This window comes from Xanthomonas graminis pv. graminis (genome assembly GCF_030168915.1).
GTDB lineage: Bacteria > Pseudomonadota > Gammaproteobacteria > Xanthomonadales > Xanthomonadaceae > Xanthomonas_A > Xanthomonas_A translucens.
This window is the reverse complement of sequence record NZ_CP076255.1, coordinates 3,390,233-3,403,700: the sequence shown is the minus strand read 5'-3', so window position 1 is coordinate 3,403,700 and position 13,468 is coordinate 3,390,233. Positions and strand designations below refer to the sequence as shown.

Below are 13,468 nucleotides of genomic sequence, written 5' to 3'. Positions count from 1 at the left end.
ACAGTAGTGTCTTCCTGATCAGTGCGCTCACGGCGGGGCTGCATGACTTTCATGATGGAAACAACACCAGTGCCGAAGGTTCTCCCGAGACATTCTTGCCGACTCAAGGCATTTCGCGCCATTCTTGACGCGATGTCAGGGTGGGTCAGTTCGAATAAAGTCTACAATCTTTTCCTTGGCCTTCATCATATTCTTTAGCGTCCGGTCAAGATAGTTTTGCGAGCCCGTCGGGAGCTCGGCCGTACGGATCGGCTCTGTCTCGCGCGGCGCATTTGCGTAGGCTTCGCGCACCTGTACGGGTTTATCAGGAATGATCGGGGCTCTGCTTGTGGACACCCGGATCTCATCATAGTCATCGATCAGTCCGGCATTCTGTAGTGATTCAAGCAAATGCCCCAGGCTAGCCGCGTCGTCATCCAGATCATAAGACTTCGCCCACTTTCTGAGATAGATCACATCGGCCCCGGAATCATGTGCCAGCCAAGCCGACAACTCTTTGTTGTCATGCAGGATTTTTGCTAAACTTTTGTCGTTGACTTCTTTGTCAACGGAGCACTCGTGCTCGAATTTGACATTGTTCAGTTTTCCGGGTGTTGCAGTCCCCGCATGTTTCTTGAGTACATCCCAGGGATTCAGGAAGTTGTCGTTTTTATTAAATACTTCAATGGCATGCTTTTCTTGCCCGTCTTTTCGATAATGCGTCGATGTCGGCCTGGTGTCTTGCACGGAGAAGAAGGGGCCGCCAATTTGCATGCCCAACACTTCGCCATCGGCGGAATCAAACGATACTCGCAACGCGGATAAATCTATGTCGCCAGTCAACCTCGACCTTTGACCGAGTGAAAATGAAGGATCTGCCTGATGGCCCTTGCCAACGACAACGAGTTGTCGTTTGGCCTGTGGATTTCGACCGGCTGCGCTGGAGGCCGCACGAAATAATAGATATTTCGGGCCAAGTTCATGGCAGTCGACCGTCGTAGCCAATTTTACCGACCCGATGTCGCCAATTCGTCGAGGGGCGTCTGAATTCGGGTAGCAAACCTGCAAATCATTTATTTCTGGGAGGGGGACGCTTTCCTCTTCAGTTTCTACCGAAAATTCCCACAGTTCCACTTTGCTGGTAGGGAGGTCCATGCTGGCAGGGCTCCCATGAGGCTTTTGAGATGCCCGGTTCGCATATGCGGCATGGCTTTGTATGTGATACGAGTGATCGTGTCCCACGTTACCGGTGCCTGGTATGGTTGCTGGGATACCCAGTACTACTCCCTCGGGTAGTTCAACTGAATCGAGGCTGGATTCAGGATATGCTCGACGTACTTGTTCGAAATAAGTTCCGACCTTCTTCAGGCGACTCCAATACTCTGGCGCGTCTAAATGGCGGGTTAGCGGATACGCCCTTGGGCGCGAAATTCCCCGCACTGAATCGTGCGCTCGAGTGAATTCGCCGGTGGGTATCAAGCGATCGATCGTTCTTGAAAAATCATTTGTCGGAAATGTATTTGTATCGGATATTTTCGATGGCACTCTTTGCGATAACGCGGGAAGAGTGTTGCTGGGATTTCTATTGTCCAACTCCAGCGCAAGCATTTCAGGGTCGATTTGCGTTGGGGACTGGCGAACAAAATATCCAACCATATTGTTTTGCTCATCAATCCGATGACCGCCGGACCTCAAGAGTCTCATAATGGGCGCCACCTCCCTGTTGGAGGTTTTCTTGAGGGGTCTTGCCGCTGTTGTATCCTCCACATCCGCTGCGGAACGCTTGCCGAGAACGCTGCTCGGCGCTGCGGAGGACGATTCCCCTTGGAGAACAGAGGCCCCGGCCCCGGACGACGTTGAAGCTCCGCCAGACAGCCGCATTCCTGGACCGCGAGGCAACGCTGCAAGGGCCGGATCGATCGCCTGAGGCTGCTGGTGAGGCGCGATATCCACCGCTGATTCGCTTGACGAATCACGCGATGTCTGCTCCTGCATGCGATCGATTGACCGTGGGCGCGAACTCGTTTCCTGCGAAACTTTCATGGTCCGTGTCTCCTTTAAGCTTTTTGCTGCAAATGATTGCGAATTCGTAATGCTCGCTTACATGTTAATGAGCGCTGTGACTGGCATGTTTCCGCACACGAAGTCGTGATCGGCAAGGCGAATAGAAATGGGCGACGCTCCCATCCGCCTCGGCCAGCGGCGGCCCAGGCCGTTTTTCTTCGGGGGCGACGCGCGGTCCATCGGCGACCGGCGTGCGCGAACCGCAGGGCTCTGTTCCTGCGTTGCACACACCGCACGCGGCGCAGTGGCGTAGGGCGCCGGATCGTCGGCCGCGACGCTGTGCGGCGCTACACTGCGCTTTGCCGTCGTGCGGACGTGCCGGCTCCGCTGCTGCTGGCGCCTTGCCGCGGCCGCGAGCCTTCGCGCGCCCGGCGCGTCTTCCCCTTCCCGCTTCTGCAAGGTCGTCCATGTCTTCTTCCCTTCGCATCGCCATGGCCCAGTTCGATTTTCCGGTCGGCGCCGTGGCCCGGAACACCGATCGCATCATTGCGATGATCGACGAGGCGCGCGACGAATACGGCGCCGACCTCGTGCTGTTCCCGGAGCTGGCGGTCAGCGGCTATCCGCCGGAAGACCTGCTGCTGCGGCCCGGCTTCCTCGCCGATTGCGAACTGGCGGTGCAGCGCATCGCGGTGCGCGTGCACGGCATCGTGGCGGTGGTCGGCTGGCCGCAGAGCGCCGGCAGCGTGGTCTACAACGCGGCCAGCGTGCTGCGCGGCGGGCAGATCGAAACCACCTACCGCAAGCGCGAACTGCCCAATTACGCGGTGTTCGACGAGCGCCGCTATTTCGATGTGGATCCGGATGGCGGCAGCTGCGTGTTCGAGGTCAAGGGCACGCCGGTCGGTCTGGTGATCTGCGAGGACCTGTGGTTCCCCGAGCCGCTGGCCGAGACCGTGCGCAACGGCGCCGAACTGGTGCTGGTGCCCAACGCCTCGCCCTACGAGCGCGGCAAGCATGCGCAGCGCGATGCGCTGCTGGCCGAGCGCACCCGCGAGACCGGTGCGGCGCTGGCCTATCTCAATGTCGTCGGCGGCCAGGATGCGCTGGTGTTCGACGGCGCCTCGGTGGTCGCCGATGGCGACGGCAGCGTGCATCCGGCCGCGGCGGCGTTCACCGACCAATGGCTGGTGGTGGACTACGCGACGCAGACGCGTGCGTTCACGCCGTTGCGCTGGATCGACGACGGCGACGAGAGCATGGATGCGCTGGCCTGGCGCGCGGTGGTGCGCGGGCTGCGCGATTACTGCGGCAAGAACCGCTTTTCCAAGGTGTGGCTGGGCCTGTCCGGCGGCATCGATTCGGCGCTGGTGCTGGCGATGGCGGTGGACGCGCTGGGGGCGGATAACGTCACCGCGGTGCGGCTGCCGTCGCGCTATACCGCCGAGATGTCCAACGACTTGGCCGATGAGCAGTGCCGCGCGCTGGGGGTGAAGCTGGAGACGGTGGCGATCGAGCCGGCGTTCGAGGGCCTGCTGCAGGCCCTCGGTCCGTTGTTCGCAGGCACTCAGCCCGATGTCACCGAAGAGAACCTGCAGTCGCGCAGCCGCGGCGTGATCCTGATGGCGCTGGCCAACAAGTTCGGCGGGCTGCTGCTGACCACCGGCAACAAGAGCGAGTACGCCGTCGGCTACGCCACCATCTACGGCGACATGTGCGGCGGCTATGCGCCGCTGAAGGACCTGTACAAGACCGAAGTGTTCGGCCTGGCGAAATGGCGCAACACGGTGGGCGGTGCGCCGGTGATCCCGCCGGCGGTGATCGCGCGGCCGCCATCGGCGGAGCTGCGCGCCAACCAGACCGACCAGGATTCGCTGCCGCCGTACGATGTGCTCGACGGCATCCTGTACCGCTATGTCGACCAGGAGGAATCGCGCGACGAGATCGTCGCCGCTGGCTATGCCGCGGAGGTGGTCGATCAGGTGGTGCGGCTGGTGCGCATCACCGAATGGAAGCGGCACCAGGCCGCGCCGGGACCGAAGGTGTCGCGGCGCGCGTTCGGCCGCGAGCGGCGTTATCCGATCAGCAACGGGTATCAGGCGTAGGCGGGAGGCGATGCCGCGGTGCCGCGGTGCCTTCGTTGCAATTCCGGGATGCCTGGGTGCCGGTCGCGGCTGAAGCCGCTCCTACAGGGGCGGGCCGCGGCAGGCGTCCGCAGTCGGGAACATGCGACGCCTCGAACGCCGCTGTGCGAGTCCCGAGTCCCGGCCTTGTCTCGCTATGTCGACCAGGAGGAATCGCGCGACGAGATCGTCGCTGCCGGCTATGCCGCGGAGGTGGTCGATCAGGTGGTGCGGCTGGTGCGCATCACCGAATGGAAGCGGCACCAGGCCGCGCCGGGACCGAAGGTGTCGCGGCGCGCGTTCGGCCGCGAGCGGCGTTATCCGATCAGCAACGGGTATCAGGCGTAGGCGGGAGGCGATGCCGCGGTGCCGCGGCGCCTTCGTTGCAATCCCGGGATGCCTGGGTGCCGGTCGCGGCTGAAGCCGCTCCTACAGGGGCGGGCCGCGGCAGGCGTCCGCAGCCGGGAACCTGCGACGCCTCGAACGCCGCTGTGCGAGTCCCGAGTCCCGGCCCCCCTCACACCGCCTGCAGCAACCGCAATCCGAACGCATCGCCTTGCGCGTTCCAGCCGTGGCTGACCCGCAGGCCGGCGGCCGCGGCCATCTCGCCGAAGCTGTGGTCGCTGTATTTGTGGCTGTATTCGACTTGCATGGCTTCGCCGGCGGCGAAATCGAAGCGGTGTCCGGCCACGTGCACCTGCTGCGCGCGCTGGCTGACCAGGAAGGTCTCGATGCGCTGGCGTTCGCGCGCATACACCGCGCGGTGGCGGAACTGCGCCAAGTCGAAATCGCTGCCGATCTCGCGGTTGAGGCGGCGCAGCAGATTCAAGGTGAACTCGGCGGTGATCCCGGCCGCGTCGTTGTAGGCCGCTTCCAGCACCGACACGTCCTTGATCAAGTCGATGCCGATCAGCGCGCAGCCGTCGTGGCGCATGGTCTCGCGCATCGAGCGCAGCAGCTGGATGCCGTCGTCGCGGGTGAAGTTGCCGAGCGTGGAGCCGGGGAAGAACACCAGGGTGCGGCGCGCGCTGCGCTGCGGCGCCGGCAGCGCCACCGGGGTGGTGAAGTCGGCGCAGACCGGCAGCATCTGGATGCGCGGGAAGCGCTCGGCCAGGCGCGCGGTGCTGGACATCAGCATGTCGCGCGAGATCTCGATCGGGGTATAGGCCACCGGCGCGCGCAGGCCTTCCAGCAGCAATTCGGTCTTGCGCCCGCTGCCGCTGCCCAGTTCCACCACGTGCGCGCCGCTGCCCACCGCCTGCGCGATCGACGGCATCCGCGCTTCCAGCAGATCCAGTTCGGTGCGGGTCAGGTAGTACTCGGGCTGGCGGGTGATCGCCTCGAACAGGCGCGACCCCTCGGCGTCGTAGAAATACTTGGACGGCAGTTGCTTGGGGCTGCGCGACAGGCCGGCGATCGCGTCGGCAGCGATGTCGTCGGGCTGCGGGTGCAGGTCGGTGAGCGCGGCTTCGGTCAGGGCGCGGGCGGTCGCGGCGTTCATGCGGGGTCCTTGGCCAGGCGCACGCCGGCGAATTGCCAGCGCGCATCGGAGGGAAAGAAGTTGCGGTAGCTGGCGCGGATGTGGTCGTGCGGCGTGGCGCAGCTGCCGCCGCGCAACACCCATTGCGCGTTCATGAATTTGCCGTTGTATTCGCCCAGCGCGCCCGACCACGGCCGGAAGCCGGGGTAGGCCAGGTAGGCGCTGCCGGTCCATTCCCAGACATCGCCGAACAACTGCTGCAGGCCGGCTTCGCCGTGCGCTGCGGAGTGCGGGTGCAATGCGTCGGTGTCGACGAAGTTGCCGGCGATGGCCACGCCGGTGGCGGCCTGCTCCCATTCGGCTTCCGTCGGCAGGCGGGCGCCCGCCCAATGCGCATAGGCGTCGGCTTCGAACAGGCTGATGTGGCAGACCGGCGCATGCGGGTCGCGCTCGCGCCAGCCGCCCAGGGTGAACTCGCGCGCGCCGTCGGCGTGCCAGTACAGCGGCCGCTGCCAATCGTCGGCGCTGCGCCGCGCCCAGCCGTCGCTGAGCCACAGGGCGACGTTGCGGTAGCCGCCGTCGGCGACGAACGCGGCGTATTCGGCATTGCTCACTGGACGGCTGGCCAGCGCATGCGCCGGCACCAGCACGCGGTGCCGCGGCGATTCGTTGTCGTAGGCGAAGGCGGCATGCGCCGGCCAGCCGGGCGCGCCGATCTCGCACACTTGCTCGTCGCGCTGGATCCAGCGCAGCGCCGTGGCCGGCGCCTGTGCCACGGCCAGATCGTCGCGATACGCCGGAGCCAGCGGGTTGCTCCAGAACGCATGCTTGATGTCGGTCAGCAGCAGTTCCTGGTGCTGCTGCTCGTGGTGCAGGCCCAGTTCCAGCACCTGCAGCGTCTGCGCCGACAGGTCGCCGGCCTGCAGCCGCGCCAGCACCCGCGCCTCGACCTCGGTGCGGTAGTCGCGCACCTGCGACAGTGACGGGCGCGACAGCACGCCGCGGCGCGGCCGCGCATGCATCGGGCCGACGCTCTGGTAGTAGCTGTTGAACAGGTAGTCCCATTGCGGATCGATCGCCCGGTAGCCGGCGTCGGCGCCGAGCACGAAGCGTTCGAAGAACCAGGTGGTATGCGCCAGATGCCATTTCGCCGGACTGGCATCGTCCATGCTCTGCACCATCGCGTCTTCCTCGCTCAGCGGCGCGGCGAGCAGGCTGCTGCGCTGGCGTACGCTGCGGAAACGGGCCGCCAACGACACGCTGGACGCTGCGGGCGAGGGGGATGCCGCCGGGGAGGTCGCTTGCATCCGCCAAGCTTAGGGGACGAACGTGAATATGCCGTCATGCATGGTGGAACGTCGCGTTACGCTAGCACCTGTTCATGCGATGGGAGCCTTCCTCTCTCGATCGCGCCAACCGGCCCGACCGCACATGTCTACGCCAGACCCATCCCACGCATTCATGCCCGCATCCGTGGCCGCTGCCGCCGCGCCGGCCGGCTTGCTCGACCTCGCGGAGGCAGCGCACGCCTTCGTCCTCCCCGAGGGAGTGCGCTATCTGGATACCGCCAGCAAGGGCCCGCGGCTGGCCAGCGTGCTTGCCGCCGGACAGGCGGCGCTGGCCGATTCGATCGCGCCGTGGACGCTGTCGTTCGACGCCTGGCGCGCGCAGATCGAGACCCTGCGCGGCCTGGCCGCCGCGACCCTGTTCGACGGCGACGTGGACGGCGTGGCGATGGTGCCCTCGGCCGCCTACGGCCTGGCCAGCGCGGCGCGGCAATTGCCGCTGGCGGCCGGCGAGGCGGTGCTGCTGCTCGACGGCCAGTTTCCGTCGAACCTGTTGCTGTGGCAGCAGCGCTGCGCCGAGACCGGCGCGCAGCTGGCGGTGGTGCGGCGCGAACCGCAGCAGGACTGGACCGAGGCGGTACTGGCCGCGCTGGACGCGCAGCCGCGGGTGCGCATCGCCACCCTGCCCAATGCCTACTGGCGCGACGGCGCGCTGCTGGACCTGGACCGCATCGCCGCGCGTGTGCATGCGGCGGGCGCGGCGCTGGTGCTGGACCTGAGCCAGAGCCTGGGCGTGCTGCCGGCGCGGCTGGCGACGTGGCGGCCGGACTTCGTGGTGGCGGTCGGGCACAAATGGCTGCTCGGGCCGATGGGGCTGGCCTGGCTGTGGGCGTCGCCGCACTGGCGCGCGCATGGGGTGCCGATCGAGCACCACTGGCAGGCGCGCGATCCTGGCGCCGACTGGAACTTCCCGGCCGCGGCGGCGGCGGCGCCGTTCCGTGCCGGCGCGCGCCGTTTCGATGCCGGCGGCGTGGCCGAACCGTTGCGGTTGGCGATGGCCAGCGCGGCGCTGCAGCAACTGCAGCACTGGCAGCCGGCGCGGGTTGCCGCGCGGCTGGGCGCACTTGGTGCGGCGTTCGAGGATGAGCTGCAGGCGCAGGGTGTTGGCGATTGGACGGCGCCTGGGCATGCGCCGCATCTGTCCGCGCTGCGTCCGCCGGCGTCTGCATTGCAGTCCTTGCTGCCGTGGCTGCAACGCGCGCAGGTGATCTGCACGCATCGCCACGGTGCGCTGCGCATCGCGCCGTACCTGCAGCTGACGCCGGAGGCGATGCGTGGGCTGGCGCGGGAGATGGTTGCTGTGGCGCGCGGGTGAGCGCTGGCTTTGATCGTTCTTGGAAGAACTTGCAGCTAGCCTGCTGGGTGCGCTGTAGGGTGGGCTTCAGCTCCGACAGCGAGCGGACCCAGGATGTCTTCTGCTTCGTTCGTCGCGACTGAAGTCGCTCCTACAGGGGGCTTGCGGTGAGCTTGCTGGGTGCATGTGGAGGAGCTGCAGTCCCGATTTTTACCGCGCTCTGGAAGGCTTTCCGCTTCGTCTGTCGCGGCTGAAGCCGCTCCTGCAGGGGCTTGCGGTGGGTTGGCTGGGTGCACTATGGGAGGGACTTCAGTCCCGACACTGCCCGGGCGCGGTATCTCCACCGCTTCGCTCGTCGCGACTGAAGTCGCTCCCACAGGGGGCTTGCGGCTTGCTCGCAGGGTGCACTGTAGGGGCGGCTTCAGCCGCGACGAGCTGAGTGGTACGTTTTCCGAAACGGCATGCCGTCGGGACTGAAGTCCCTCCCACAAGAGGGCTCGCCGCTCCACGGCGCCGGTGGAATCCTTGTGGGAGCCCTTCAGTCGCGACGTGCACAGCGGCGGGCTTTTCGGCTTCGGACGTTGTCGCGGCTGAAGCCGCTCCTACAGGGGTTTGCGGCGGGTTGGCTGGGTGCATTGTGGGAGGGACTTCAGTTCCGACCGGTTCCGACGTCGGTCACTCGCCGGTGCCGCGGTGCCATCGATGGATGGCGCACACGCTGGTTCTGCTCTCGCTCGATGAGCAACACCGGGACGCGCAGGCCTCAGCGCCGTGCCGCCAGGCGCAGGCCGCGCGGAGTCAGCCAGCGCTCCAGGCCCTCGAACAGCGCCTGCACCAGCAGCGCCAGTGCCGCCGCCGGCACCGCGCCTTCCAGGATCAGGCCGATGTCGTCCAGGCGGATGCCGGTGAGGATCGGCTGGCCGTAGCCGCCGGCGCCGATCAGCGCGCCCAAGGTGGCAGTGCCGACATTGATCACCGCCGCGGTCTTGATCCCGGCCAGGATGGTGCGCAAGGCCAGCGGCAGTTCGATCCGCCACAGCCGCGTGCCGGGCGGCAGGCCGATCGCCGCGGCGGTTTCGCGCAGCTCGCGGGCGATGCCGGTCAGGCCGGCATGGGTGTTGCGCACGATCGGCAGCAGGCTGTACAGGAACAGCGCGGCGATCGCCGGCTTGGCGCCGATCCCGAACAGCGGGATCATGAACACGAAGACCGCCAGCGACGGCAACGTTTGCAGCACCCCGGTCAGCGATAGCACCACCTGGCCGAGCCGCGGCCGATAGGCGGCGACGATGCCCGACGGCAGCGCCACCAGCAGGGCCAGGCCCAGCGACAGGCCGACCAGTGCTAGGTGTTCGCGGGTGCGTTGCAGCAGGCGTGTCAGCCGGCTGTCCTGCGCCGGTGCGGCGATGCCCAGCCACTGCGCGGCGATATCGCTCTCGGCGCGCTTGTCCAGCTTCGCCTCGGCGTTGAGCCGTTGCATGGTCGCCGCGTCGATGCGCCCGCCCAGCCCCTGCAGCGCCTGCACGAAGTGCGGCGCGCGCTGTGCCAGGTCGCTGCGATACAGGAACACCGCGGCGTAGCGCGGAAAGTAGTGGCGGTCGTCCTGCAGCACCAGCAGGTCGTGCGCCGGGATCTCGGCGTCGGTGCTGTACAGGTCGGTGATGTCGATCGCGCCGCTGTCCAGCGCGCGATAGGCCAGATCGTGGTCCAGCCCGGTCGGCGTCTGCGGCAGCCGGTAGGCCGCGCGCACCCCGGGCCAGCCGTCGGCGCGCGACACGAACTCGTTGCTGAGCCCGAGCTTCAGCGACGGATGTGCAGCGAGGTCGGAGAGGCGGGCGATGCCCAGCGCCTGTGCGCGCTGCCGGCGCATGCCGAATGCATAGGTGTTGTCGAAGCCCAGCGGCGCGCTCATCGCCAGGCCGCGCTGCGCCAATGCGCGGCGCAGCGCGGCATCGTCGGCGTCGGGCAACTGCAGCAGTTCCGTGGCCAGGGTGCCGGTGTATTCGGCATAGGCGTCGATCGAACCCTGCTGCAGCGCGCGCCACAGGATGCGGGTGCCGCCGAGCTGGCGCCGGTGTTCGACCTGCACCCCCGCCTGGCGCCCGGCGCCGGTGGCGATCTCGCCGAGTACCACCGCCTCGGTGAAGTTCTTCGAGCCGACCACCACCTTGGCCGGCGCCGCCACCGCCGTGCTGGCGAGCAGGGCGCACAGTGCCGCGAGCGCGCGCAACGCCGCCGCGCGGCGGCGCATTGCGGCCCTCACCGCGCGTCCTCCAGCGTGCGCTGCGCGTGCAAAAACTTGCCGACGAACGGCTCGGCCGGCGCATCCAGCAGTTCGCGCACGCTGCCTTGCTGCACGACGCGGCCGTTGCGCATCAGCACCAGGGTGTCGCCCAGGTAGGCGGCCTCGGCGACATCGTGGGTCACCAGCACCACGGTCTTGCCGAGCAGTGCGAACAGTTCACGCATCTGCGTCTGCAGTTCGTGGCGCACGATCGGGTCGAGCGCGCCCAGCGGTTCGTCGAGCAGCAGCACCGGCGGGTCCAGCAGCAGCGCGCGGATCAGGCCCACGCGCTGGCGCTGGCCGCCGGACAGTTCGGCCGGATAGCGCGCCAGCAACGCCTCGGGCAGGCGGCACAGCGCGGCAAGTTCGTGCAAGCGGGCATCGATTTGCGGCCGCGCCCAGCACAGGGTCTGCGCCAGCAGCGTAGCGTTGTCGCGCGCGCTCAGGTGCGGGAACAGCCCGCCTTCCTGGATCACGTAGCCGATGCGGCGGCGCTGCGCCAGCAGGGTATTGCGGCGCAGCGGCTCGCCCTGGAAGCGGACCTCGCCGGCGTCCGGCCATTCCAGCCCGAGCAGCATGCGCAGCACGCTGGACTTGCCGGCGCCGCTTGGGCCGATCAGCGCGGTGCTGCGGCCCGGGGCGATGCGCAGATCGACCCGGTCCAGCGCAAGTGCGTCGCCGTAGCGGCGGGTGACCTGATGCAGTTCGAACATGCGTTCAAGCATAGCCGGGCCGCGCCGCCTGGCGCGCGAAGGCGCAGCCGGCGCGCTCAATCTGCGAAATCGGTCAGCAGTTGCAGCGTCGGCTTCGGCCGTGCCAGGTCGTACATCAGGCCGAAGTGACTTTCCACGCCCTGCAGGTTGGTCTGGTCCAGCAGTTCGTAGAGGTTGGCCATTTGTGTCGATCCCCCAAAAAATCAAAGTCGCTCTAAGCGTTTGATTTGAAACGTACTTTCAAGCCCGCTCGGCGAAAGCCGCTCTAATTTGCGTGGCGCGCTTGACCTCGTCGCCATGCAGATGGATTGAGGTGGTGTACAGCGATGCGTGACAAAGATTATCGCGGACGCTCGTCAGCTCGGTACCCCGCGCCAGCGAATGGCTCGCATGGCTGTGCCTGCAAGGCGTAGGCAGCCGACCGCGCCGACAGCCCTCGGCAAAGGGTTTCCATTCGGGCGAGGATCGTGGCCGCGACGAGCCCACCCAGCGCATGCCCGGCGCCGGATGGCGCAAGAAGAAAAAGGGGTTCGGGAGCAACGGAACGGTGAACCGACTTAAGAATTCCAACTTGGCCACGCACACGCCTTGCAAACCGACGCCCTCTCACTGCTGGGTCTCACGGCCACCGCGGCCTTTCAGCCGCCCACAAATGAGCCGTGACACGGGCGTTGACCAACGCATCGGAAAGATCCGCCGCTGCGTCAAAGAGCTGTCGGCGGTTCGACTCGCCAAGTTGAGCGATCCAAGTCCCAATTCCAGTTAGCGCGACGGCCCTGGCGCCCTCGTCGGCAATGCCGGTTGCGGCCGCCAGAACCCGCTCACGCTGTGCCTCCGTCATGTGAGCCATGCTCGCCCCTAGTGCTGACAACATGTGTGCCTTTGCCCACTCGCCGCCAATGGCGTCTACCGCGGTAACCAGCCCGTCGCTTTGTTGTTCGTCCAGAAAGGCCAATCCAACTGCGAGCCCAGCCAGAGCGCGAGTTCTCGCCCACTCATTGACGATGCCGTCTGCTGCGAGGAACAGACGCTCGCGCTGCGACTCACTAAGACAGGCCATTCCGGCGCCCATGCCGGTCAAGGCAACGGACATGGCGGCCTTGTCGGGAATTTCCGTGATGGCAATAACGACCTGCTCGCGCTGCGATGTACCGAGAAAAGAGAGTCTTGCCCCCAACTCGGCCAGCGCTCGAGTGTTGTGGACATGTCCGGCGGCGATCACGGCGGCCACGATGCGCGCTCGTTGCGGCGTGCTCAAGTGGGGCATTGCCGTGCATAGCCCGCGAAGTGCAACCGCCTTCGCGACTCTGTTGCCGGTACCTTCCAAAACCGAAACGAAAAGCTCGTGCTGGGTGTTGCTAAGGTGAACAAACCCAGCCGCCAGCCCTGTCAGAGCCAGAGCTTTGGGATGATCATTTCCGAGGTTCATCATTGCGGCAAACAGGCGATCGCGATGCGTTCCGCCAAGGTTGGCGATGCCGGCCCCTAGGCCTGCTAGCGCATCGGCGCGGGCCGACTCGTCGCGGATACCAATCGCGCAGGCAAGGAGCCGCTCGTGGTCTGGCTCGCTCAGCTCAGCCATGACCAGGCCCATGCCGACCAACGCATCCGCCCTGGCCCATTCGTCGCCGATATCGAGGGCGACGGAAATCAGCTGCTGGCGCTGTTCCGGGTGCAAATTGCCCATCCCCGTTGCCAGACCGACCAATGCATCCGATTTGGCCCAATCGTCCGTGATGCGCGTGGCGGCCACAACGAGTCGCTCGCGCTGCCCATCGTTCAGGCAGCGCATGGCAGCGCCAAGCGCACCAAGGGCGCGCCCACTGGGCTCCTCATCGACGCCTCCAGCCACCAAGGCGATGAGGCGTTCGCGGTGTGGAGACGAGAGGAACGTCAGCATCGTTCCAAGAGAGCGCATCACTTCGGCGTCCGCGAGGATTTCATCCGGCATCCTGCTTACGAACGCATTGACTTCGTTGACCGCGTGACAAAGTTCGTCGTAGTGCAGGTCGATGCTTCCCGCCACAGCGTCACGGAGCCCAGTGGAGGTCATTCTCAGCGCGTGCAAGTCGCTGAGCGTCTGGAAGATGTCATGGCTGCGAAGGGTTTCTATGAGCCGGTGTTGGACTTCCGCCGGCAGGTCGTCAAGGCTGGGACCACCAGACGCAGAGAGCGAGTTGTTCGCTGACAGCCTTGTCTCTGGTGATGTCGGCACTGCCGCTTGCCGGACTCGACGCGTCGAGAA

Annotated in this window: 9 protein-coding genes and 2 pseudogenes; 3 read left to right on the top strand and 8 right to left on the bottom strand. The window is 66.2% G+C overall.

Features of this window, described 5'->3' with window-relative positions; translation table 11 throughout:
* Nucleotides 1-135: 135 nt before the first annotated feature.
* Complete coding sequence (locus KHF85_RS14750; protein ID WP_284567232.1) at nt 136-2,022, bottom strand: hypothetical protein; 1,887 nt, start codon at nt 2,020-2,022, stop codon at nt 136-138.
* 428 nt (nt 2,023-2,450) lie between these two features.
* Here KHF85_RS14750 and KHF85_RS14745 point away from each other — a divergent pair, with 428 nt between their 5' ends.
* Nucleotides 2,451-4,088: an NAD+ synthase gene (locus KHF85_RS14745; protein WP_284567231.1), complete on the top strand. Its 1,638-nt coding sequence runs from the start codon at nt 2,451-2,453 to the stop codon at nt 4,086-4,088.
* A gap of 165 nt (nt 4,089-4,253) precedes the next feature.
* Nucleotides 4,254-4,454: pseudogene (locus KHF85_RS14740) on the top strand (NAD+ synthase); the annotation flags it as partial.
* A 169-nt stretch (nt 4,455-4,623) separates the two neighbouring features.
* Here KHF85_RS14740 and egtD read toward each other — a convergent pair.
* Nucleotides 4,624-5,607, bottom strand: a complete 984-nt coding sequence (gene egtD / locus KHF85_RS14735) for an L-histidine N(alpha)-methyltransferase (protein WP_284567230.1) — start codon at nt 5,605-5,607, stop codon at nt 4,624-4,626.
* Nucleotides 5,604-6,893 (bottom strand): ergothioneine biosynthesis protein EgtB, encoded by a 1,290-nt coding sequence (gene egtB / locus KHF85_RS14730; protein ID WP_284567229.1) that lies wholly within the window; start codon nt 6,891-6,893, stop codon nt 5,604-5,606. Before egtB ends, egtD begins: the two co-directional genes overlap by 4 nt.
* Before the next feature lie 154 nt (nt 6,894-7,047).
* On the opposite strand from egtB, the gene KHF85_RS14725 reads away from it, so the two are divergent.
* Nucleotides 7,048-8,247 carry an aminotransferase class V-fold PLP-dependent enzyme gene (locus KHF85_RS14725; RefSeq protein WP_284567228.1) on the top strand — a complete coding sequence of 400 codons (1,200 nt, stop codon included), beginning with the start codon at nt 7,048-7,050 and terminating at the stop codon, nt 8,245-8,247.
* Between the two features lie 742 nt (nt 8,248-8,989).
* Here the strand turns inward: KHF85_RS14725 and KHF85_RS14720 are convergent.
* The 5 genes and pseudogenes from KHF85_RS14720 to KHF85_RS14705 form a co-directional block, all read right to left on the bottom strand.
* The gene (locus tag KHF85_RS14720) at nt 8,990-10,477 is read right to left on the bottom strand and encodes an ABC transporter permease/substrate-binding protein (RefSeq protein ID WP_284569565.1); all 1,488 of its coding nucleotides are present in this window, start codon (nt 10,475-10,477) and stop codon (nt 8,990-8,992) included.
* An 8-nt stretch (nt 10,478-10,485) separates the two neighbouring features.
* Entirely contained in the window at nt 10,486-11,223 is a 738-nt protein-coding gene (locus KHF85_RS14715; RefSeq protein WP_284567227.1) for an ATP-binding cassette domain-containing protein, read from the bottom strand.
* Between the two features lie 56 nt (nt 11,224-11,279).
* Nucleotides 11,280-11,405 carry a hypothetical protein gene (locus KHF85_RS14710; RefSeq protein WP_284569616.1) on the bottom strand — a complete coding sequence of 42 codons (126 nt, stop codon included), beginning with the start codon at nt 11,403-11,405 and terminating at the stop codon, nt 11,280-11,282.
* Between the two features lie 58 nt (nt 11,406-11,463).
* Nucleotides 11,464-11,664 (bottom strand): annotated as a pseudogene (locus tag KHF85_RS20675) (integrase); the annotation flags it as partial.
* A 178-nt stretch (nt 11,665-11,842) separates the two neighbouring features.
* Nucleotides 11,843-13,438 (bottom strand): hypothetical protein, encoded by a 1,596-nt coding sequence (locus KHF85_RS14705; protein ID WP_139310055.1) that lies wholly within the window; start codon nt 13,436-13,438, stop codon nt 11,843-11,845.
* Between the last annotated feature and the right edge of the window lie 30 nt (nt 13,439-13,468).